Origin of the sequence: Geobacillus genomosp. 3, assembly GCF_000445995.2 — a bacterium.
Lineage (GTDB): Bacteria > Bacillota > Bacilli > Bacillales > Anoxybacillaceae > Geobacillus.
The window spans coordinates 2598688-2620878 of record NC_022080.4 but is presented as its reverse complement, the minus strand read 5'-3'; the positions used below and the strand labels follow the sequence as shown (position 1 = coordinate 2620878).

At 56.6% G+C, this 22191-nt stretch carries 20 protein-coding genes, 1 riboswitch and 1 other annotated feature; of the genes, 19 read left to right on the top strand and 1 reads right to left on the bottom strand.

Annotated features, from left to right (window positions below):
• Window positions 1–18: 18 nt before the first annotated feature.
• The 9 genes from M493_RS13055 (at window position 19) to M493_RS13015 (ending at window position 11067) form a co-directional block, all read left to right on the top strand.
• The gene (locus M493_RS13055) at window positions 19–369 is read left to right on the top strand and encodes a hypothetical protein (protein WP_020960834.1); all 351 of its coding nucleotides are present in this window, start codon (window positions 19–21) and stop codon (window positions 367–369) included.
• A 54-nt stretch (window positions 370–423) separates the two neighbouring features.
• Window positions 424–659: a binding site (T-box leader), on the top strand.
• Window positions 660–698: 39 nt separating this feature from the next.
• On the top strand, window positions 699–1733 hold the full coding sequence (gene pheS, locus M493_RS13050) for a phenylalanine--tRNA ligase subunit alpha (protein WP_020960833.1): 1035 nt from the start codon (window positions 699–701) through the stop codon (window positions 1731–1733).
• Between the two features lie 21 nt (window positions 1734–1754).
• Window positions 1755–4169: a phenylalanine--tRNA ligase subunit beta gene (gene pheT / locus M493_RS13045; protein ID WP_020960832.1), complete on the top strand. Its 2415-nt coding sequence runs from the start codon at window positions 1755–1757 to the stop codon at window positions 4167–4169.
• Between the two features lie 170 nt (window positions 4170–4339).
• On the top strand, window positions 4340–5125 hold the full coding sequence (modA, locus tag M493_RS13040) for a molybdate ABC transporter substrate-binding protein (RefSeq protein ID WP_020960831.1): 786 nt from the start codon (window positions 4340–4342) through the stop codon (window positions 5123–5125).
• Window positions 5126–5174: 49 nt separating this feature from the next.
• A riboswitch (Fluoride riboswitch) is annotated at window positions 5175–5237 on the top strand.
• Between the two features lie 45 nt (window positions 5238–5282).
• Entirely contained in the window at window positions 5283–5666 is a 384-nt protein-coding gene (locus M493_RS13035) for a fluoride efflux transporter FluC (protein WP_020960830.1), read from the top strand.
• Window positions 5666–6016 carry a fluoride efflux transporter CrcB gene (gene crcB / locus M493_RS13030; protein ID WP_020960829.1) on the top strand — a complete coding sequence of 117 codons (351 nt, stop codon included), beginning with the start codon at window positions 5666–5668 and terminating at the stop codon, window positions 6014–6016. Before M493_RS13035 ends, crcB begins: the two co-directional genes overlap by 1 nt.
• A 263-nt stretch (window positions 6017–6279) precedes the next feature.
• Window positions 6280–6732 carry a MarR family winged helix-turn-helix transcriptional regulator gene (locus M493_RS13025; protein WP_020960827.1) on the top strand — a complete coding sequence of 151 codons (453 nt, stop codon included), beginning with the start codon at window positions 6280–6282 and terminating at the stop codon, window positions 6730–6732.
• A complete protein-coding gene (locus M493_RS13020) occupies window positions 6729–9893 on the top strand; it encodes an MMPL family transporter (RefSeq protein ID WP_020960826.1) in 3165 nt (1054 codons plus the stop codon). The genes M493_RS13025 and M493_RS13020 overlap by 4 nt, the downstream gene beginning before the upstream one ends.
• A 508-nt stretch (window positions 9894–10401) precedes the next feature.
• Window positions 10402–11067, top strand: coding sequence for a type 1 glutamine amidotransferase domain-containing protein (locus M493_RS13015; protein WP_020960825.1), 666 nt, complete (start codon window positions 10402–10404; stop codon window positions 11065–11067).
• A gap of 442 nt (window positions 11068–11509) precedes the next feature.
• Here the strand turns inward: M493_RS13015 and rnhC are convergent, their stop codons facing one another.
• Window positions 11510–12445 (bottom strand): ribonuclease HIII, encoded by a 936-nt coding sequence (gene rnhC / locus M493_RS13005; RefSeq protein ID WP_020960823.1) that lies wholly within the window; start codon window positions 12443–12445, stop codon window positions 11510–11512.
• A 112-nt stretch (window positions 12446–12557) separates the two neighbouring features.
• Here rnhC and zapA point away from each other — a divergent pair, with 112 nt between their 5' ends.
• From zapA to M493_RS12960, 10 genes are all read left to right on the top strand, one after another.
• Complete coding sequence (gene zapA / locus M493_RS13000) at window positions 12558–12833, top strand: cell division protein ZapA (protein WP_020960822.1); 276 nt, start codon at window positions 12558–12560, stop codon at window positions 12831–12833.
• A complete protein-coding gene (locus tag M493_RS12995; protein ID WP_020960821.1) occupies window positions 12826–13365 on the top strand; it encodes a CvpA family protein in 540 nt (179 codons plus the stop codon). The genes zapA and M493_RS12995 overlap by 8 nt, the downstream gene beginning before the upstream one ends.
• A gap of 41 nt (window positions 13366–13406) precedes the next feature.
• The gene (gene polX, locus M493_RS12990) at window positions 13407–15134 is read left to right on the top strand and encodes a DNA polymerase/3'-5' exonuclease PolX (protein ID WP_020960820.1); all 1728 of its coding nucleotides are present in this window, start codon (window positions 13407–13409) and stop codon (window positions 15132–15134) included.
• Between the two features lie 21 nt (window positions 15135–15155).
• Window positions 15156–17510 carry an endonuclease MutS2 gene (locus M493_RS12985; RefSeq protein WP_020960819.1) on the top strand — a complete coding sequence of 785 codons (2355 nt, stop codon included), beginning with the start codon at window positions 15156–15158 and terminating at the stop codon, window positions 17508–17510.
• 14 nt (window positions 17511–17524) lie between these two features.
• Window positions 17525–17932, top strand: coding sequence for a DUF350 domain-containing protein (locus M493_RS12980; protein WP_020960818.1), 408 nt, complete (start codon window positions 17525–17527; stop codon window positions 17930–17932).
• 14 nt (window positions 17933–17946) lie between these two features.
• Complete coding sequence (locus M493_RS18725; protein ID WP_020960817.1) at window positions 17947–18108, top strand: hypothetical protein; 162 nt, start codon at window positions 17947–17949, stop codon at window positions 18106–18108.
• Window positions 18109–18189: 81 nt separating this feature from the next.
• The gene (locus M493_RS12975) at window positions 18190–19890 is read left to right on the top strand and encodes a long-chain-fatty-acid--CoA ligase (RefSeq protein ID WP_020960816.1); all 1701 of its coding nucleotides are present in this window, start codon (window positions 18190–18192) and stop codon (window positions 19888–19890) included.
• A gap of 61 nt (window positions 19891–19951) precedes the next feature.
• The gene (locus M493_RS12970; protein ID WP_020960815.1) at window positions 19952–20539 is read left to right on the top strand and encodes a TetR/AcrR family transcriptional regulator; all 588 of its coding nucleotides are present in this window, start codon (window positions 19952–19954) and stop codon (window positions 20537–20539) included.
• Window positions 20540–20565: 26 nt separating this feature from the next.
• On the top strand, window positions 20566–21339 hold the full coding sequence (locus M493_RS12965; protein ID WP_020960814.1) for an enoyl-CoA hydratase: 774 nt from the start codon (window positions 20566–20568) through the stop codon (window positions 21337–21339).
• A 64-nt stretch (window positions 21340–21403) separates the two neighbouring features.
• On the top strand, window positions 21404–22180 hold the full coding sequence (locus M493_RS12960; protein ID WP_020960813.1) for an electron transfer flavoprotein subunit beta/FixA family protein: 777 nt from the start codon (window positions 21404–21406) through the stop codon (window positions 22178–22180).
• The last annotated feature ends 11 nt before the right edge of the window (window positions 22181–22191 follow it).

Sequence of the window (22191 nt, the reverse complement as noted above, 5' to 3'; positions counted from 1 at the left end):
CAAGGGAGCGGGAGACGGATGGATGACGAACTGCGGGCGTTATTGAACGCGGTGCTTGAGCGTCTTGATGTTCAAGGGGCCTACATCGAACAAATGCGCATCGATATCGCCAAACTGCAGGGAAGCGTGACGAAGCTTGAAGACAAAGTCGATCGCATCCAAAGCGACGTTGATGCGATGAAAAAAGATATGGATGCGATGAAAAAAGACATGGACGCCATGAAAAAGGATATGTTAGGGGTCAAAAAAGATGTTGCCGCGCTCAAGGAAGGCCAAGTGCGGCAGGAAAAAATTATGGAGCGCCTCGCGATCCGCTCGATTGAACAGGAAGCAGAAATCGATGAGCTGCGCAAAGAAATTTCGGCCTGACCTTGCCTTTGCCCTTTTCTTTGCGTATAATGAATAGCGACATTTCCCATACCGACAACAACGATGACGGAGAAAAGTAGCTTGCCGCTCGCCATCCAGGGAGAAAACGCCGTAGACTGGGAGCGTTTTTATGGCCGACGCAAGTGAAGTTCACCTCCCGAGTTGGCACCGGGACCATCCCAAAAGGAGATGTAAAGGTGTTCCGGCTTTCGGCCGTTATCGCAATGAAGCGAACAGCGCGCTTGTGCTGTTAACAAGGGTGGTACCGCGAGCAACAACTCGTCCCTTATGGGGGCGGGTTTTTTTATTTGATACGAGGAGGGATTGGTGTGAAAGAACGGCTGCACGAGCTGAAACGCGAGGCGCTTGAACAAATCGGCCAAGCCCGTGACTTAAAAGCGCTCAACGATGTGCGCGTCGCCTATTTGGGCAAAAAAGGGCCGATTACTGAAGTGTTGCGCGGCATGGGGGCGCTGCCGCCCGAGGAGCGCCCGAAACTCGGGGCGCTGGCCAACGAAGTGAGAGAGGCGATCCAACAGGCGCTGGAAGCGAAACAAGCGCAACTCGAAGAGGAGGAAGTCGAGCGCAAATTAGCCGCCGAAGCGATCGATGTGACGCTGCCCGGCCGGCCGGTGCGTCTCGGCAACCCGCATCCGCTCACACGCGTCATTGAAGAAATTGAAGATTTGTTTATCGGCATGGGCTATACGATCGCCGAAGGGCCGGAAGTCGAGACCGACTATTACAACTTTGAGGCGCTCAACTTGCCGAAAGGACACCCGGCCCGCGACATGCAAGATTCGTTTTACATCACCGACGAGATTTTGCTTCGCACCCACACATCGCCGATGCAGGCGCGGACGATGGAGAACCACCGCGGGCGCGGCCCGGTGAAAATCATTTGCCCGGGCAAAGTGTACCGCCGCGACACCGATGATGCGACGCATTCGCACCAGTTTACGCAAATTGAAGGGCTGGTCGTTGACCGGAACATTCGGATGAGCGATTTGAAAGGGACGCTGCGCGAATTCGCCCGCAAGCTGTTTGGCGAAGGGCGCGACATCCGCTTCCGGCCGAGCTTTTTCCCGTTCACCGAGCCGTCGGTCGAAGTCGACGTGTCTTGCTTCCGTTGCGAAGGGCGGGGCTGTGGCGTCTGCAAAGGCACGGGCTGGATTGAAATTTTAGGCGCCGGCATGGTGCACCCGAACGTGCTCGAGATGGCCGGCTTTGATTCGAAAACATACACCGGCTTTGCGTTCGGCATGGGGCCGGAACGGATCGCGATGCTGAAGTACGGCATTGATGACATCCGCCATTTCTATCAAAACGATCTACGTTTCTTGCGGCAATTTTTGCGTGTGTAACAGAAAAAGGAGGGGTTTTGCATGCTCGTGTCTTACCGTTGGCTGAGCGAGTACGTCGATTTGACGGGCGTCACCGCCAAAGAGCTCGCCGAACGCATCACGAAAAGCGGCATTGAAGTTGAGCGGGTCGAGGCGCTCGACCGCGGGATGAACGGCGTCGTCATCGGCCATGTGCTCGAATGCGAGCCGCATCCGAACGCCGATAAACTGCGGAAATGCCTCGTTGACCTTGGCGAAGGCGAGCCGGTGCAAATCATTTGCGGCGCCCCGAACGTCGCCAAAGGGCAAAAAGTTGCCGTCGCCAAAGTCGGGGCGGTGCTGCCGGGCAACTTTAAAATCAAACGGGCGAAGCTGCGCGGGGAAGAATCGAACGGCATGATTTGTTCGCTGCAAGAGCTTGGCGTCGAGGCGAAAGTCGTGCCGAAAGAGTATGCGGACGGCATTTTCGTCTTCCCGAGCGACGCGCCGGTCGGCGCCGATGCCATCGAGTGGCTCGGCTTGCGCGATGAAGTGCTCGAGCTTTCGTTAACGCCCAACCGCGCCGACTGTTTAAGCATGATCGGCGTCGCCTATGAAGCGGCCGCCATTCTCGGCCGTGAAGTCAAGCTGCCGGAAGCGGCGGTCAAGGAAACGAACGAAAACGTTCACGACTATATTTCGGTGCGCGTTGAGGCGCCGGAAGACAACCCGCTTTATGCCGGGCGGATCGTGAAAAACGTCCAGATCGGCCCGTCGCCGCTTTGGATGCAGGCGCGTTTGATGGCGGCCGGCATTCGCCCGCACAACAACGTCGTTGACATTACGAACTACATTTTGCTTGAGTACGGCCAGCCGCTGCACGCGTTTGACTACGACCGCCTCGGTTCGCAGGAAATTGTCGTCCGGCGGGCGAAGGCAGGCGAAACGATCGTCACGCTCGATGATGTCGAGCGGAAGCTGACCGAAGACCATCTTGTCATCACGAACGGCCGCGAGCCGGTCGCCTTAGCCGGCGTGATGGGCGGGGCGGATTCGGAAGTGCGCGATGATACGAAAGCCGTGTTCATTGAAGCGGCGTATTTCACGAGCCCGGTCATCCGCCAAGCCGTGAAAGACCACGGACTGCGCAGCGAAGCGAGCACCCGGTTTGAAAAAGGCATCGATCCGGCGCGGACGAAAGAAGCGCTCGAGCGCGCCGCGGCGTTGATGGCCGAATACGCCGGCGGCGAGGTCGTCGGCGGCGTCGTGGAAGCGAGCGTGTGGCGTGAGGAGCCGGTGGCGGTGACGGTCACGCTTGAACGCATCAACGGTGTCCTCGGCACGGCGATTACGAAAGAGGAAGTGGCCGCGATTTTGTCGAACTTGCAATTTCCGTTTACAGAAGACAACGGAACGTTTACGGTTCATGTCCCGTCGCGCCGGCGCGACATTGCGATTGAAGAAGATATCATCGAGGAAGTCGCCCGTTTGTACGGCTACGATCATTTGCCGTCGACGTTGCCGGTGGCCGAGGCGAAACCGGGCGGGCTCACCCCGTACCAGGCGAAGCGCCGCCGCGTTCGCCGCTATTTGGAAGGGGCCGGCTTGTTTCAGGCGATCACGTATTCGTTGACGAGCCCGGATCAAGCGGCGCGTTTTGCGTTGGAGGAGGCTGACCCGATCCGTCTCGCGCTGCCGATGAGCGAAGAGCGGAGCGTTTTGCGGCAAAGCTTGATTCCGCATTTGCTTGAAGCGGCGAGCTACAACCGCGCCCGCCAAGTCGAGAACGTCGCCTTGTATGAAATCGGCTCCGTCTATTTGTCTCGCGGGGAAAACGTCCAACCGGCGGAAAAAGAGCGGCTCGCCGGCGTTCTCACCGGCTTATGGCACGCCCATTTATGGCAAGGCGAGAAAAAGGCGGCTGACTTTTATGTCGCCAAAGGCATTTTGGACGGCTTGTTCGACTTGCTTGGACTCGCCGCCCGCATCGAATACAAGCCGGCCAAGCGCGCCGATTTGCATCCCGGGCGGACGGCGGACATCGTGCTTGACGGAACGGTCATCGGCTTTGTCGGCCAGCTCCATCCGGCCGTGCAAAAAGAGTGGGACTTAAAGGAAACGTACGTCTTTGAACTCGCCTTGGCCGAGCTGTTGAATGCCGAAAGTGAAGCGATCCGCTACGAGCCGATTCCGCGCTTCCCGTCGGTCGTGCGCGACATCGCGTTGGTCGTCGATGAAACCATCGAAGCCGACGCCTTGAAGCGGGCGATCGCCGAAGCCGGAAAGCCGCTCGTCAAAGACGTCTCCCTCTTTGACGTCTACCAAGGCGACCGCCTGCCGGACGGGAAAAAATCGCTCGCCTTCTCGCTCCGCTTCTACGATCCGGAGCGGACGCTCACGGACGAAGAGGTGGCCGCCGTCTACGAGCGGGTGCTCGCCGCGGTCGAGAAGCAGTTTGGCGCGGTGCTGCGCGGGTGAAACAAAACGCTGTCCCGACCCGGGGCGGCGTTTTTTCCTCGCTTGCTGAGTGCGGGTTTCAAACCATTTAGTCATCTATTTGTGTTGCCAGAAGGCGGGAAAAAGATCGCCATCATCGCTTGTTCTTGGTTAAATGAATGGCAGCCACCATGACGGGAAGGAGAGACGCGATGCGCAACCTTGCTTGGCTTCTCGCTTTCTGGTTGCTTGGCAGCTTATATGGATGTACAGCGGGAGAAAACGGGCGGGCGGGGGAAGGAACTGACAAAGTGGAGCTCACCGTCTCCGCCGCCGCCAGTTTGCGGGAAGCGTTGGAAGAAGCGAAAACAGCGTTTGAACGAAAGAACCCGAACATCCGCATCCAGTACAATTTCGGTGCGTCGGGTGCCTTGCAAAGGCAAATTTCCGAAGGGGCGCCGGTCGATCTCTTTTTCTCCGCGGCACCTGAGCCGTTTGAGAAGTTGAAAACGGAAGGGTTGATCGACCCCGAGCACGAAAAAACGGTGCTCGCCAACGAACTCGTGCTCATCGTTCCGAAACAAGGGGACGGAGCGGTTCAGTCGCTTGATGACATCACCCGCGCCAAACGAGTGGCGATCGGCCTCCCCGAGTCGGTGCCGGCCGGCATGTACGCCAAACAAACGCTTGAGAAGGCCGGGCTGTGGAAGCAAGTGAAGCCGAAGCTCGTTTACGCGAAAGACGTCCGCCAAGTGTTGACGTATGTGGAAACCGGCAACGTCGATGCCGGGTTTGTGTACCGGACGGATGCGCTTGTGTCGAACAACGTCAAGATCGCCGCCGCGGTGCCAAGCGGCATGCACGACCCGATCGTCTATCCGCTCGGTGTGGTCAAAACGAGCAAACATCTCAAGGAGGCGCGGGTGTTTTACGCGTATTTGACGAGTGAACAGGCGCTGCAAACGTTCGAACAACAAGGCTTCCGCCGCGCCCGCTAGGTCCGCCTTCACAGCGGAAGGATGCATATGGTAAAATAAAACAAAGCCAACCTTCATAGGCGATGGAGTTCGCCATAACCGCCGGCTTCCGGCTGATGACTCCTGCTGCAAATGAAAGCGGCGGGAGTCTGTTTGTTTTGGCAAGGAGGGGTTTACATTGGTCTATCTCGCTGTCGGCATCGCCGGCATGATCGGCGCGCTTGTCCGCTATGGACTCGGTTTGGTTGTTCCCGCCGCCCACGGTTTTCCGTTCGCGACGCTTGTCATCAACTGGACCGGTTCGTTTTCGCTCAGCTGGCTTACGGTGGTGTTCACCCGCCGCCCCGCGTGGCCGCCATGGCTCAAAACGGCGGTGACGACTGGCTTTGTCGGCTCGTATACGACGTTTTCGACGCTCAGCGTCGAATGCGTGGAATTGCTGGAACATAGACAATGGGGTGCGGCGGCCGTTTATATCGCCGCCAGCCTGTTTGGCGGCCTGTTCGCCGCATGGGCGGGATGCGCCGCCGCTCATCTAAAGCGAAAGGAGGAAATGGCGTAATGACCACACCGCTCTTGGTGGCGCTCGGCGGGTTTTTCGGCGCCGTGGCCCGCTATGCCGTCAGCCGCTGGGCGGCCCGGCGTTCGCCGCGGTTTCCCCTCGGGACGCTGATTGTCAATTTGCTTGGGTCTTTTTTGCTCGGCTGGCTGGCCGGAAGCGGCGCCGCCGATGCGACGAAGCTGCTTGTCGGCACCGGTTTTATGGGCGCGTTCACGACGTTTTCGACGTTGAAATGGGAAAGCGTGCAAATGATGCAGCAGCGTCAATGGACGAAGGCGATCGCTTATTTGGCGGCGACGTACTTGTTGGGCGGTTGTCTCGCCTGGATCGGTTATCATGTGGGGCGATGATCAGCGGCAATGAAAAACGGGTTTGATTTCTTATCATCGGGGAGAAAAAGAGATTGTGGTTCTTTGAGCGAAGCGTATCCCGATGGCGCTTGGCGTACTGTTTCGCCACGGCGACCGCTTGGCTCAAGCGAAAATCATTGACTTTTTCATTTTCAGTTGGTATCGTTACTAATAGTTCAATAGTTGAACCAAATGGACAAAGCGGCCGTGCGCGGGGCGCTTTTGGTCGATTGTTCAATCCGTGAACAAATGGAGGTGAACAAATGCCGGGACGAACCATCGACGAATGGATTGACCGTTATTTGTCCGTCTCGTTTCTTGTGATGAAACGGGGGGCGGCGCTTGTCAAAGACAGCCTTTGCGAAGAGATGACGCACGACCAATATTATTTGCTTCGCTACATCCGCCGGCGGGGGACGTGCACGTCAACGGAGCTCGCGGCGATGTTCGGCGTCAACAAAAGCGCGGTGACGGCGATGACGAACCGCCTCGTCGACAAAGGCTGGCTGCGCCGCGACCGTGACGAAAACGACCGGCGCGTCATCGTCTTATCGCTGACGGAACAAGGGGAAGCGTGGATCACAGAGATGGACCGCAGCGTCTATCGGCTCGTCGAAGAGGTGATCGCCCGCTTTCCGGAAGAGGAAATTGAAACGTTCATCCGCACGTATGAACGGTTGGCCCGCGTGCTGCAGGAGGTGGAGGAAGCGAAATGAGGGCGATCATTAAAGGAAGATGGTTCGTGTTTGCGGCGTGGATCATCATCGCCACGGTGCTCATGATGACCGCTCCGAACATGGGCGAGCTCGTCCGTGAAAAAGGGCAGCTGAGCGTGCCGGACGGCTACTCATCGTCATTGGCGGCCAAGCTGATCAAAGAAGCGAACAGCCAGGAAAACAAGCAAAACGAACGCTCGGCGGTGCTCGTCTTTTACCAAAAAGACGGGCTGACGGCGGGCGACAAACAAGAGATTGAACGGGCGGTAAACGCGCTCGAAGAAAAGAAAAACGATCTTCATATCACGAACATCGTCTCGCCGTTTGCCAACCCGGAGTTGGAACAAGAGCTCGTCTCGAAAGATGGGACGACGATGCTCGTTTCCGTCAGCATCGACCCCGCCGGCCGGACGGCGAAACAGCTGACGGACCAGTTGTATGAAGCGGTCGAAGACGTCAAGGTTGAGCATTATTTCACCGGCGGATGGATGGTGGATGAAGATGTCGTCACGAGTTCGCTTGAAGGCGTGAAAAAGACGGAAGGCATTACGCTCGTCTTTATTTTGATCGTGTTGCTTGCTGTGTTCCGCTCGCCGGTGGCGCCGCTGATTCCGCTTGTGGCGGTCGGGGCGACGTACGTCGTCTCACAGTCGGTCGTCGCCTTTTTGGTCGATCAGGTGAATTTTCCGCTGTCGACGTTTACGCAAATCTTTTTAGTCGCGGTTTTGTTTGGCATCGGGACCGACTATTGCATTTTGCTGCTGAGCCGGTTTAAGGAAGAGCTGGCGAAAGGCGGCGACCGGGCGGAGGCGATCGTCGCCACGTACCGGACGGCGGGGAAAACGGTGGCGGCAAGCGGCATTGCCGTCATGATCGGCTTTGCGGCGATCGGCTTGTCGACGTTTAAGCTGTACCAGTCAGCGGCGGCTGTCGCCGTCGGGGTCGCGGTATTGCTTGTCGCCTTAATGACGCTCGTGCCGTTTTTCATGGCCGTGCTTGGCGAGAAGCTGTTTTGGCCGGTGCGCGGGAAGCTGGAGCACGGGCAAAGCCGCCTTTGGCTTGCGGCCGGCCGGTTTGCGTTCGCCCGTCCGTTTTTGGCGCTGGCGATCGTCGCCGTCGCAACCGTGCCGGTGCTCGTGACGTACGATGGCAAACTGTCGTTTGATTCGATGGAAGAGATCGGCGACCATTACCGCTCGGTCAAAGCGTTTGACATTATTGCCGCTCATTTCAATCCGGGCGATGCGATGCCGACGCAAGTCGTATTGAAAGGCAAAGAACCGCTTGACTCCGAAGAGGGGCTGGCGTTGATTGAGAAAATCAGCCGCGAGGTGGAAACGGTGGATGGGGTGGCGAGCGTCCGCTCAGCGACGCGGCCGACAGGGGAGCCGATCGAAGAGCTGTATGTCACCGAACAGGCGAAACAGCTGAAAGACGGCCTTGGCGCCGGAAAAGACGGGATTGAGAAAATCAGCTCCGGCCTTGAGACGGCAAGCGAAAAGCTGTCCTCGTCCGCGCCGCAGTTGAAGCAGGCGTCATCCGGCATCGGCGAGCTCGTCACGGGAACGGAGCGGCTTGCGAACGGCCTGCGCCAGCTGCAAAGCGGCTTAAGCCAAATTGAACAAGGGGTGCGCCGCGGGGCGGTGGGCGCCGGCGAGTTGAAACAAGGCTTGGCGACGCTTCGCGATCATGCGAAAAAGCTGCAGGAAGGCGCCAATCAGCTGCTTGGCGGCTACAAGCAGGCGGAACAAGGATTGTCGGCTCTAGGCGGCCAATACCGGCAAATCGAAGCGGGGCTGAAGGCGGTCGCCAGCCAGCTCGCCGCCGTGCAGACAATGCTCGAGCAAGTCGAGCAGTCACATCCAGAGCTGAGCCAAGACGCCCAATACCAACGGGCGAAAATGACGGTCGCCGCTCTGTCCGGCCAGACGAACCAAATGGCGGACGGTCTCACGCAGCTGAACGGAGCGCTTGAGCAGGCGCGCGCGGGCTTGGCGAAAGCGAACGAGTCGTTCGCTCAACTCGCGGCCGGCCAAGCGGCGGTCAACGGCGGTTTGGATCAAGTGATCGCCGGGCTCGGTGAGCTCGAAGCCGGCTTGACGAAAGCGGCCGACGGCCAGAAACAGGCGGTTGAAAAACTGCCGCAATTCTCGCAAGGGCTTGAACAAGTGAACGGCGGCCAGCGCCAACTGCTTGACCATTTCTCCGCCCTTGGCGGCCAGCTCGGCCAGCTCATAAACGGCCTGGACCAAAGCGCGTCCGGCCTGCAAAAAGTGGCGGGCGGCCTCGGTGCGGCGGAAACGTACTTAGCTGATTTGTCATCGGCAAAAGAGAAAGAAATGGCCGGCTGGCACATGCCGAAAGAGGCGCGCGAAAGCCAAGACTTTGCGCAGGCGAAAGACGCGTATATGTCAAAAGACCGCCGCATCGTGACGTTCGATGTCATTTTGAAAGACAATCCGTATTCGACATCGGCGCTCGGCCGGGTCGATGATATCCGCCATGCCGTCGAACGGGCAGTCAAAGGGACGAAATGGGAAGACGCGACGATCGCCGTCGGCGGCGTCACGAGCACGTACGCGGATTTGCAGGCGATCTCAAACGCCGACTATGAGCGGACGGCGGCGATCATGTTAATCGGCATTGCCATCGTGCTGGCGGTGCTCCTCCGTTCGTTCATTATGCCGCTCTATTTGATTTTGTCGCTCGTGTTGACGTATTACACGTCGATGGCCGTCACTGAACTCATTTTCGTCAACGGCCTCGGCTATGCCGGCTTGAACTGGGCGGTGTCGTTTTTCGCTTTTGTGCTGCTGTTGGCGCTCGGCATCGACTACAGCATCTTTCTCATGGACCGGTTCAACGAATACCGCGGCCGGCCGGTGAAAGAAGCGATGCTGTCGGCGATGGGCCATATGGGGACGGTCATCATCTCCGCCGCCGTCATTTTAGGCGGAACGTTTGCCGCGATGTATCCGTCCGGCGTCTTGTCGCTTTTGCAAATCGCCACGATTGTGCTGACGGGGCTCCTCCTTTACGCCCTCGTCGTCCTGCCGCTCTTTGTGCCGGTCATGGTCCGCACGTTCGGCCGTGCCAACTGGTGGCCGTTTTGGCAGCTGATGGGCGAAGCGGATGGGCTGGAACAACAAAAAATCAGTTAAGAACGCGAGAGAGGGTGTCCTAACTCATATTTCGCAACCTTTGCATAATATACAAAAAACAACCCGAATATGCGCATAAAAATAATTTTTTATACAAAAATTGTAAAATAATTAATTTTTATTCGGTCAAACCTGGCTTATTTCGAATTTTTATTCAGGGTGCGAAATGTGAGTCCTAACAGATCGGGACGCCCTTTTTCTTATTCCTGTACGCAGGCATCAAAACAATCATTTGGAGATCCGTTTTTCTTTGCCTTTGAGAACAACAGAACAGCCAAATGGTGCGAAAGATGAACGAAAAGGATTTGCTCGGGATTTATAAACCTGAGGAGGTAAAGGCGTTCAAAGCGAAAGTGAAAGAAGCGGCGGGGGAATGACGTTGTCGTTTCCTCCCCTGATTTTGATCAAGAGCGATTCGATTTCACAAGCATATTTTTTCCGTTTTTGCCCAACGTAAAGTATGATGAGTGACAGAGAACACACCAGAATCGAAAGGAGGCATGCGGGCATGACGAAACGAGTGCTCATGGTGGTGACGAACCATACGACGATCACCGACGACCATAAAACCGGGCTTTGGCTTGAAGAATTTGCCGTGCCGTACTTGGTGTTTAAAGAAAAAGGGTATGACGTGAAAGTGGCGAGCATCAAAGGCGGCGACGTGCCGCTGGACCCGCGCAGCATCAATGAAAAAGACCCGTCTTGGGCCGAGGCGGAAGCGGCGCTGAACAACACGGCGCGCTTAAGCAACGACGATGCACACGGGTTTGACGCCATTTTCCTTCCCGGTGGACACGGGACGATGTTCGATTTTCCGGACAACGAAACGCTGCAATACGTCTTGCAGCAGTTTGCTGAAGACGGGCGCATTATCGCCGCTGTCTGCCACGGTCCATCGGGATTGGTGAATGCGACATACAAAGACGGCACGCCGATTGTGAAAGGAAAAACGGTCACCTCGTTTACCGATGAAGAAGAGCGCGAAGTTGAGCTCGATGTGCATATGCCGTTTTTGCTTGAGTCGACCTTGCGCCTGCGCGGGGCGAATTTCGTCCGCGGCGAGAAATGGACCGATTTCTCGGTGCGCGACGGCAACTTGATCACCGGACAAAACCCGCAATCGAGCCGGAGCACGGCCGAGAAAGTTGTCGCCGCGCTGGAAGAGCGGGCGTGAGTGACAGCGGCTCGACTCGTCACAGTCCGAATTGCAGATCAAACAACATCCCGTGATGAACATGGAAACGAATTAACCGCTGACGATTTTACGGAAGAAGCAACGGTGAGGGTGATTCTTGCCGCTCCCAAGAGGATTAGCCAAAGTAAAGAAAGCAGGGACGTCGAGGCTCGGGAGATCATATTGCTTAACCGATAGATGCCCCCTCCCGGCCGAGCTGCGGGCTGGGGGAAGGGGCTTTTCGTCACGAGGTGTTCTCGGAAAGCCGCTAAAAACAGCGGTTTCCGGATCGTGTGAAAAAACCGGTGTTCCAATGTTTCTTCAGTTGGGAAACGCCTGCCGTGAAGCTGCCTATTGTGCCCAATCCCCGGCTGTTTCGTCCAAAATTTTAGATGGTGCGTTCCGCTATGGACAACCATCACTGTTCATCGATTCGGCCCGTTCATTTTTGGCGCTTGGCGATGTCAAGCGCCTTTTTCGTATTGGCAAAATGAAGCTTGGCGCACCCAGCGAGCGCCTCTTCCCCTCTCTCGCGGATGATCCGGGCTGCGGCTTCATCAACGATGACGCCGGCGCCTTTTGGAAGCGGGAAGCCGATGGCGCGGGATAATCGCTCCATCTCCTCTAAAAACACGCAGCGGGCGATGATCGAGGCGGCGGCGACCGCCACGTGCACGCTTTCCGCTTTCGGCAGGCAGTGCACGCGCTCGCGGATGATGCGCGTTTCATCAGCGAGGTAGCGGAAATACGCATCGCGTTCTAAAAACTGGTCGATAATGATCGCCTCTAGTTCGGCGGGCGCGATGGCATCAACGAGCTTCGCGAGCGTCCGATTGTGAAGGAGCGCCTTCATTTTCGTCTGCGGCATGCCGCTTCGCTGCCAGCGGTTGTATTCGGCGTTGTCGAGCACGGTGACGGCATACGGCGCCGTTTCCATGATGGCTGGTGCGATCCGTTTGATCGCCTCGTCGGTCAATTGTTTCGAATCTTTCACGCCAAGCGCCGCGACTCGGTCGAGATGGGCGCGGTCGACGTAGGCGGCGGCGACGACGATCGGGCCGAAATAATCGCCGGTGCCGACTTCATCCGAACCGATGGCAGAAAGCGTCCCGAGTTTTGATTCCGTCGGAGCGGGGGTTTCCCGTTCTTTTGGTTTGCCGGACGGCGCTGCTGCTTTCCCGATCCATTTCCCCGCTTCTTGCTCCGCCGCTTTTCCTTGAAACAGCACTTTGCCTGAGCGGTAGGCGGTGATCGCGACATCCGGGCGCTTGACGGCAAACAACGCTCCGGCCGGAAGCCGGTCGGACAAGGCGTCTTGGTAGTGGGCGCGCAAGGCGTCAAGCAGCTGCCGGTCGGCTTGAATCACATAGTTTGACAACGTTCGCTCTCTCCTTTGCTTGTCTTCTTTGCCTCCACGTGTGCGTCTTTCCATTATACCAGCATTCATGATATGATAAACAGTAGGATTTTTGCGGAATGGGGGAAGCAGGTTGACAGGGGAATCCAAAACGCGGGTGAGCGTCCGCATCTATGGACAAGACTACACGATCGTCGGCACGGAAAGCCCGGCCCACATCCGGCTCGTGGCGGCGTTCGTTGATGATAAAATGCATGAATTCAGTGAGAAAAATCCGATGCTCGATGTGCCCAAGCTGGCTGTGTTGACAGCCGTCAATATCGCCAATGAGTATTTAAAACTGAAAGAAGAATATCAACGGCTTGCGGAAAAGCTGAAACAGAAAAAGGACGGGGAAGACGATGATTGATGTCGTGCTGTTGTTTGTCCTTTTGCTTGGGGCGATGATCGGACTGAAGCGCGGCTTTATTCTTCAATTCATCCATATGGCCGGGTTTCTCATCGCCTTTTTCGTCGCCTATCGGTATTATGAACGGTTTGTGCCGACGCTGCGCCTTTGGATTCCGTATCCGACGTTCGGCGATCCGGAGACGGTGAAGCTGCTGTTTCAGAGCACCCATTTAGATGACGCCTATTACCGGGCGATTTCGTTTGCGCTTTTATTTTTTGCCGTGAAAATTGTGCTTCAGATCATCGGCTCGATGCTCGATTTCGTCGCTCAGCTGCCGTTGCTGCGCAGCGTCAACCGCTTGGCGGGGGCGGCGCTCGGGTTTGCGGAAGTGTATTTGCTTGTCTTTTTGTTGTTGTATATCGGGGCGCTCGTGCCGATTGACAGCGTGCAGGAGCAGCTGCAGCGCTCGTTCATGGCGACGGCCATTGTGAAACATACGCCGCTGTTGTCGGACATGCTGAATAGCTGGTGGATTCATGGCCGCGTCTGACGGAGCGCGGCCGCGGTTTTTTCGGAAAGGGAGGAACGGGGATGAACGTCCATAAAAAAGAAGTCATCCGCCTGCTCGAGACGATCGCGTTGTATATGGAGATGAAAGGGGAAAATCCGTTTAAGATAAACGCCTTTCGCAAGGCGGCGAACGCCTTGGAAACGGATGAACGAAGCTTGGCGGAAATCAGCGACTTTACCGCCATTCCCGGCATCGGCAAAAGCACGGCGGCGATCATCACCGAGTTTGTCGAAACCGGTTCGTCGTCCGTGCTCGAGGAATTAAAGCGCGACATTCCGGAAACGCTGCTTGCTTTGCTTAAGATTCCGGGGCTTGGCGGCAAAAAAATCGCCAAGCTGCATCAGGAGCTTGGCATTGTCGACATGGACGGGCTGAAAGAAGCGTGCTTGGCCGGAAAAGTGCGCGAACTTCCCGGGTTTGGGGCGAAAACGGAAGAAAAGCTGCTGGCGGCGATCGAAGAAGCGGCCAAACGCCCCGAGCGGCTGCCGCTTGCCAAGGTGCTCGCGGTCGCGGCGGATGTGGAACGCCAGCTCGCTTGTTTGGATGGTGTGATTCGCTTCTCGCGGGCCGGCAGTTTGCGGCGTCTAAAAGAAACGGTGAAAGATTTGGATTATGTGATCGCCACCGACCGTCCGGCTGCGGTGCGCGACGGGCTGCTTCGTTTTGATCGCGTCCGCGAGGTGATCGCCGCCGGGGAGACGAAAGTGTCGCTTCTTTTTCAGTATGACGATGAAATCGCGATCGATTTCCGGCTTGTCGGCGAGACAGAGTTTGCGACCGCGCTTCATCATTTCACCGGGTCGAAAGAGCATAATGTGCGCATGCGCCAGCTCGCCAAAGAGCGCGGGGAGAAAATCAGCGAATATGGGGTGGAAGACCAGGCGACCGGCGAGGTGAAAACGTTCCCGAATGAAGCGGCGTTTTACGCCCATTTCGGATTGCCGTACATTCCGCCGGAGCTGCGCGAAGACGGCACGGAAGTCGAGCGGTTTTCCGCTGATCGACCGCTTGTGCGCCTTGAAGACATTCAAGGTGATTTGCATATGCATTCGGCGTGGAGCGACGGGGCGTGTTCGCTCGAGGAGCTGGCTGAGGCGTGCCGCCGCCGCGGCTACCGCTATATCGCCATTACCGACCATTCGCGCTATTTGAAAGTCGCCAACGGCTTGACGCCGGAACGGCTGCGGCGCCAGCGCGAGGAAATTGAGCGGCTGAACGCGCGCTATTCCGATTTGACGATTTTGGCTGGCGTCGAGATGGACATTTTGCCGGACGGGACGCTCGATTACGACGATGACGTCCTTCAGGAACTCGACTTTGTGATTGCCGCCATTCATTCCGGGTTCAAGCAGCCGCGCGAGCAAATCATGAAGCGGCTTGAGGCGGCGCTTCGCCACCCGTATGTCGATGTCATCGCCCACCCGACCGGCCGGCTCATCGGCCGGCGCGACGGCTATGATGTCGATGTTGAGCGGTTGATCGAACTGGCGGCCGAGACGAACACCGTGCTGGAGATCAACGCCAATCCAAACCGATTGGATTTGGCGGCGGCTTACGTGAAAAAAGCCGAGGAAGCGGGGGCGTATATTGCCATTAACACGGACGCCCACCATTTGGACATGCTTGACGATATGGCGATCGGCGTGGCCACAGCCAGAAAAGGGTGGCTTAAGAAAGAAACGGTCATCAACACATGGCCGCTTGAGAAGCTGCAACAGTTTTTGCGCGATAAACGAAGCAAAACATGATGAGGCATGGAGGGTGAATACGTGCAACAAAAAATGCTTCGCATCTTAGAGTTTGACAAAGTGAAAGAGCAGCTGGCCGAGCATGCGTCGTCGCCGCTTGGCTTGGAAAAAATCGAGGCGCTCCTACCGTCTTCCGACTTGGGGGAAGTCGAAGCCTGGCTCGAGGAAACGGATGAAGCGGCCGCCGTCTTGCGGCTCGCCGGCTATGCGCCGCTTGACGGGTTGTTCGTGATCCGTCCGCATTTGAAACGGGCGGCGATCGGCGGCGTGCTCAGCCCGGTTGAACTCGTCGAGGTGGCGGCGACAGCGGCGGCAAGCCGGCAGATGAAACGGCTCATTGCCGGTTTGCGGGAGGAGCACGGCGGATTGGATCGTCTTTCCGCTTATGCCGATGAGCTCGTCGAGGTGCCGGCGCTTGAGCATGACATTCGCCGCTCGATCGACGATCATGGCGAAGTGTTGGATGCCGCAAGCGACCGCCTTCGCGCCCTGCGCGGGCAGATTCGGGCGGCGGAAGCGCGCATCCGCGAGAAGCTTGAGAGCATCATCCGCTCGCCGGCGGCGCAAAAGCGGCTGTCGGACGCCATTATTACGATCCGCAACGACCGGTACGTCATCCCGGTAAAACAAGAGTATCGGGGTGCCTATGGCGGCATCGTCCACGACCAATCGGCGTCCGGAGCGACGCTGTTTATCGAGCCGCAGGCGGTCGTCGAGTTGAACAACGCGCTGCGCGAGGCGCGGGCGAAAGAAAAACAGGAAATTGAGCGCATTTTGCGCGAGCTCTCGGCGAAAGTGGCCGAGCAGGCCGAGCCGCTTGCGAGGGCGGTTGAGTCGCTTGCGGCGCTTGATTTTGCGTTTGCCAAGGCGAAATACGCCCGCCGGCTGCAAGCCGCGAAGCCAGCGGTCAATAGCCGAGGCTATCTTCGCTTTTTACAGGCCCGTCATCCGCTTCTTGATCAAGAAAAGGCGGTGCCGAATGACATTGAACTCGGCGGCGATTATACGACGATCGTCATCACCGGGCCGAACACCGGCGGGAAAACGGTGACGTTGAAAACGGTCGGGTTGTTGACGCTCATGGCGCAAGCCGGGCTGTTTATCCCGGCTTCCGACGGGTCGGAAGCGGCGGTGTTCCGCTCTGTTTTCGCCGATATTGGCGACGAGCAGTCGATCGAACAAAGCTTGAGCACGTTCTCGTCCCATATGGTCAATATTGTCGACATTTTGCGCCATGTCGACGGCGAAAGCCTCGTCCTCTTTGATGAGCTTGGCGCCGGCACCGACCCGCAGGAAGGGGCGGCGCTGGCGATCTCCATTTTGGATGAAGTGCACGGGCGTGGGGCGCGGACGGTGGCGACGACGCATTACCCGGAGCTGAAAGCGTACGGCTACAACCGCCCCGGGGTGGTGAACGCCAGCGTTGAATTTGACACCGAAACGCTCCGTCCGACGTATAAACTGTTGATCGGCATCCCCGGCCGCAGCAACGCCTTTGACATTTCACGCCGCTTAGGGCTGGATGAGCGGATAATCGAGCGGGCGAAGGCGCAAGTGAGCGCGGAAAGCCATAACGTCGAAAACATGATCGCGTCGCTCGAACGAAGCAAAAAGCAAGCCGAGGAAGACGAAGCGCGGGCGCGGGCGGCGCTTGAGGAAGCCGAGCGGCTGCGCGCCGATTGGGAACAAAAGCTCGAAGCGCTGGAAGAGGAAAAAGAAGAGCGGCTTGCCGAAGCAGCGAAGCAGGCAACGGACATCATCCGCGCCGCCGAGCGCGAAGCCGAGCGGGTGATCCACGAGCTGCGCCGCCTGCAAAGAGAAAAGCAGGCGGAAGTGAAAGACCACGAGCTTCTTGAGGCAAAACAGCGGCTCGCCGCCGCCGTGCCGAAAGTCGAGAAACGGAAAAAAGCGAAAAAACAGGCGCCGCGCCATATGTTCCAGCCGGGCGATGAAGTGAAGGTGACAAGCCTCAACCAAAAAGGCTACTTGATCGAGAAGGTGTCGGATGACGAATGGCAAGTGCAGCTCGGCATTTTAAAAATGAAAATCCGCGAGCGCGATTTGGAATACATCGGCAGCGCGCCGGCGAAAGACGCGACGCCGATTGCGACCGTGAAAGGCAAGGACGCCCATGTGAGCCTCGAGCTCGATTTGCGCGGCGAACGGTACGAAGACGCCCTCATCCGGCTCGAAAAATATATTGACGATGCCGTGCTCGCCGGCTACCCGCGCGTCTCCATCATCCACGGCAAAGGGACAGGCGCGCTCCGACAAGGGGTGCAGCAGTTTTTAAAGCAGCACCGGGCGGTCAAAAGCTTCCGGTTTGGCGCGGCGAATGAGGGCGGCACCGGGGTGACGGTCGTGGAACTGAAATGATGGGGGCGATGGCAATGGCGTCGTTTTGGGAACAAGACATGGTGAAAACGGCGGCCAATTTCAGCGTCGCCGTGCTGTGCATCGTGGTGTTTTTGGCTGTGTTTGAACTTGTCACGAAGTATAAAAACTGGAAAGAAATTCAAAAAGGCAATATGGCGGTGGCGATGGCGACGGGCGGAAAGATTTTTGGCATCGCCAACATTTTCCGCTACGCACTCGACCGCCATGAGTCGCTGTTGTCGATGATTGGCTGGGGCGTGTACGGGTTTTTGCTTCTGCTCGCAGCGTATTTTATTTACGAATTTTTGACACCGAAATTTAACATCGATGATGAAATCGCCAACGACAACCGGGCGGTCGGCTTTATTTCCATGGTCATTTCCGTCGGTTTGTCGTTTGTGATCGGTGAAGGGATTCAGTAAAGGGGAACAAAACAATGAACGCGGTAAAAGGATTGTTGATCGCCGTTGGGCTGCTTTTGATCGCCGGCATCGCGTATATGGCGGTGCGCAACCGCTCGGTCGATGTGTTGGCCAAAATCTTGTTTGTCATTTGCGGCCTTTTTCTTGCCGTCGGGCTGCTTTATGTGTGGCTGTAGCGCCAGGCGTTTGCTTGGCGCTCTTTTTGGGTAAAACAATTCAGAATAATAAAATAAAATAAAGAGTAAGGAGGGATGAAAATGGAGAAACCATGGTTGGCCCACTATCCGCCGGAGATTCCGCATACGCTTGACTATCCAAAGAAAACGCTTCCTGATTATTTGCGGGAGACGGCGGAGCAATTCGGAGACCATGAGGCGATCGACTTTTTGGGCAAGACGATGACGTTTCGCGAGCTGTACGGGCAAGCATTGACATTTGCGCATTATTTGCGGACGATCGGATTGAAAAAAGGGGATCGGGTGGCGATGATGCTGCCCAACTGCCCGCAGGCGGTGATCAGCTACTACGGAACGCTTTTGGCCGGCGGCATCGTCGTGCAGACGAATCCACTTTATACCGAACACGAACTCGAGTACCAGTTGGCTGACAGCGGCGCTTCGGTGCTCGTGACAATGGACATTTTGTACCCAAAGGCGGAAAAGGTGAAAGGGAGAACACCGGTCAACCATTGGATCGTCACGAGAATGCAAGACTATTTGCCCACGGTGAAGAAATGGCTGTACCCCCTTGTGCAGCGGAAGCAAAACATGCCGGTCGTCCGCCTTAAGGAAAGCGAAACCGTCCATTTGTTCCGCACGATTGTCGGCCGGAAGGAAACAGCCCCGCTTTCTGTTGAAATCGATCCGGCGGAAGATGTGGCGCTGCTTCAATATACGGGCGGCACGACGGGGCATCCAAAGGCAGCCATGCTGACGCACCGCAACTTGATCGCCAATACGCTCATGTGCGCCCATTGGGTGTACAAATGTGAAAAAGGAAAAGAAACGGTGCTCGGCATACTTCCGTTTTTTCACGTATATGGCATGACGACGGTGATGAATTTGGCCATCATGCAGGCGAGCAAAATGGTGCTGCTTCCGCGCTTTGACGTGAAACAGACGCTCAAAACGATCGAGCGCACGCGTCCGACAATGTTTCCAGGCGCGCCGACGATGTATATCGCTTTATTAAATGACCGTGATTTGCCGAAATACGACTTATCTTCGATCAATGTGTGCATCAGCGGTTCGGCTCCGCTGCCGGTCGAAGTGCAGGAACGGTTCGAGCGGGCGACGGGCGGAAAATTAATTGAGGGATACGGCTTGACGGAGGCGTCGCCTGTCACCCATAGCAATTTCCTCTGGGACGGCGAGCGGGTGAAAGGAAGCATCGGTGTGCCCTGGCCGGATACCGAGGCGAAAATCGTTTCATTGGAAACGGGAGAGGAGGCAAAGCCGGGCGAGCGTGGGGAACTTGTCGTCCGCGGCCCGCAAGTGATGAAAGGGTATTGGAACCGGCCGGAAGAGACCGAGCAAGTGTTGCGCGACGGATGGCTGTACACCGGCGACATCGGCTATATGGATGAGCGCGGTTATTTTTACATCGTCGATCGCAAGAAAGATGTCATTATCGCCGGCGGGTATAACATTTACCCTCGTGAAGTTGAGGAAGTGTTGTATGAACATCCGAGCGTGCAGGAAGCGGCTGTCATCGGTGTTCCCGATCCGTACCGCGGTGAGACGGTGAAAGCGTTCGTTGTCTTAAGGCCGGGCAAGGAGTGCAGTGAACAAGAGCTTGATGCCTTTATGCGCGAGCGGCTCGCCGCTTATAAAGTGCCGCGCCTGTACGAATTTCGCTCCGAGCTGCCGAAAACAGCGGTCGGCAAAATTTTGCGGCGTGTTCTTGTGGAGCAAGAAAAAATAAGGCTTGACAAATCGTCGGAACAGTCCGTAAAATAGGGATGTGAATGACGATTCATTCATTTGATGACAGGTGATAGGAAGAAAAGGAGAATGACGATTGCGCAGAGAAAAGCCAAAGTTCAAGCAAATTATTGATGCGGCCGTCGTCGTCATCGCCGAGCATGGCTACCACCAGGCACAAGTGGCGAAAATCGCCAAACAAGCCGGTGTCGCCGACGGCACGATCTATCTTTATTTTAAAAACAAAGAAGACATTTTAATCTCGCTTTTCCAAGAAAAAATGGGGGCGTTTATCGAGAAAATCGAACAAGAGATAGAAGGAATTTCGAGCCCTGCAGAGAAATTATATGTATTAGTGAAAACTCATTTTTCCGCCCTGGCTGACGATCCGCATATGGCGATCGTGACGCAGCTTGAGCTGCGCCAGTCAAATAAAGAGCTGCGCCAGCGCATTAATGAAGTGCTGAAAGGATATTTGCGGCTCATTGACAGCATCATCATCGAGGGGATGGAAAAAGGGGAATTCCGCCATGATCTAGACGTCCGGCTCACTCGGCAAATGATTTTCGGCACGATCGACGAGACGGTGACGACATGGGTCATGAACGAGCAAAAATATGACCTGGCCGCGCTCGCCAAACCGGTGTACGAGCTGCTCGTCAAAGGGTGCGCCGCCGGGCGTTGACGGAAGGCAGAAGGGGGAGAGGCTTCATGCAGTATTTTCGCTTGGCGAAAGAGGAATCCGTCGCTGTCGTGACGTTTTCGCGACCGCCGGCGAACGCTCTTTCGTCCGTTGTTTTGAAAGAGCTTTCAAACGTCTTGGATGAGCTTGAAACCGACCCGGACGTGCGCGTCGTGCTGCTGCATGGTGAAGGCCGATTTTTCTCGGCCGGTGCGGATATTAAAGAGTTTCTGTCCGTCGCTACTGCGGAGGAAGCGTCCGCCTTGTCGCGCAACGGCCAGCTTGTTGCTGAGCGGATTGAACGGTTTTCGAAGCCGGTCATCGCCGCCATTCACGGTGCGGCGCTTGGCGGAGGACTCGAGTTGGCGATGAGCTGCCACATTCGTGTGGTGGCGGAGACCGCGAAGCTCGGCCTGCCGGAGCTGCAGCTCGGCATCATTCCGGGGTTTGCCGGCACGCAGCGGCTTTTGCGCTACGTGGGTTTCAGCAAAGCGGCGGAAATGATGTGGACAGGCGAGCCGATCACCGGCGTGGAGGCAGTGCAGTGGGGGCTGGCCAACAAGGCGGTGCCGGAAGGGCAGCTTCTTGACGAGGCGAAGGCGCTGGCGAAAAAGATCGCCGCCAAAAGCCCGCTTGCCGTTCGCGCCACGATCGAGCTGCTCAACGCGGCGAAAGAAAAATCGTTCGCCGAGGCGGTGCGCGATGAGGCGGAATGGTTTGGCCGTGTATTTGTTTCCGAAGATGGAAGAGAAGGCGTGCAGGCGTTTTTGGAAAAACGGCCGCCCGTCTTTCGAGGGAAATAACCTCATAAATGTCTGAATGTTGGCAACCGAATGAACGCTGGACCAAACTGAGGAGGGGAATGACATGAATATTTTTGTTTTGATGAAGCGCACGTTTGACACTGAGGAAAAAATTTCGATCAAGAATAACAAAATCAGTGAAGACGGTGCTGAATTCATCATCAATCCGTATGATGAATACGCCATCGAAGAGGCGATCCAAGTGCGCGACCAACATGGCGGCGAAGTGACGGTCGTCACGGTCGGCAGCGAGGAAGCGGAAAAAGAGTTGCGCACGGCGTTAGCGATGGGGTGCGACAAAGCGGCGCTCATCAACATCGATGATGATGTCGAAGAGCAAGATCAATATACGACAGCGAAAGTGCTCGCTGAGTACTTAAAAGACAAAAGCCCGGATTTGATTTTAGCCGGCAACGTCGCCATTGACGGCGGCTCGGGGCAAGTCGGCCCACGCGTCGCGGAACTGCTCGGCATCCCGTATGTGACGACGATTACGAAACTTGACATTGCCGACGGCGGCAAAGTGACCGTTGTGCGCGATGTCGAGGGGGACGAGGAAGTAATCGAAACGTCATTGCCGCTTCTTGTCACGGCCCAACAAGGGCTGAATGAGCCGCGCTATCCGTCACTCCCAGGCATTATGAAAGCGAAAAAGAAACCGCTTGACGAGCTCGAGCTCGATGACCTGGATCTTGACGAGGACGATGTCGAGGCGAAAACGAAAACGATTGAAGTATTTTTGCCGCCGAAGCGGGAAGCGGGGAAAATCTTGCAAGGTGAGATTGCCGATCAAGTCAAAGAGCTTGTCGGGCTGCTCCGTTCCGAAGCGAAAGTCGTGTAAAGCGAGACGGC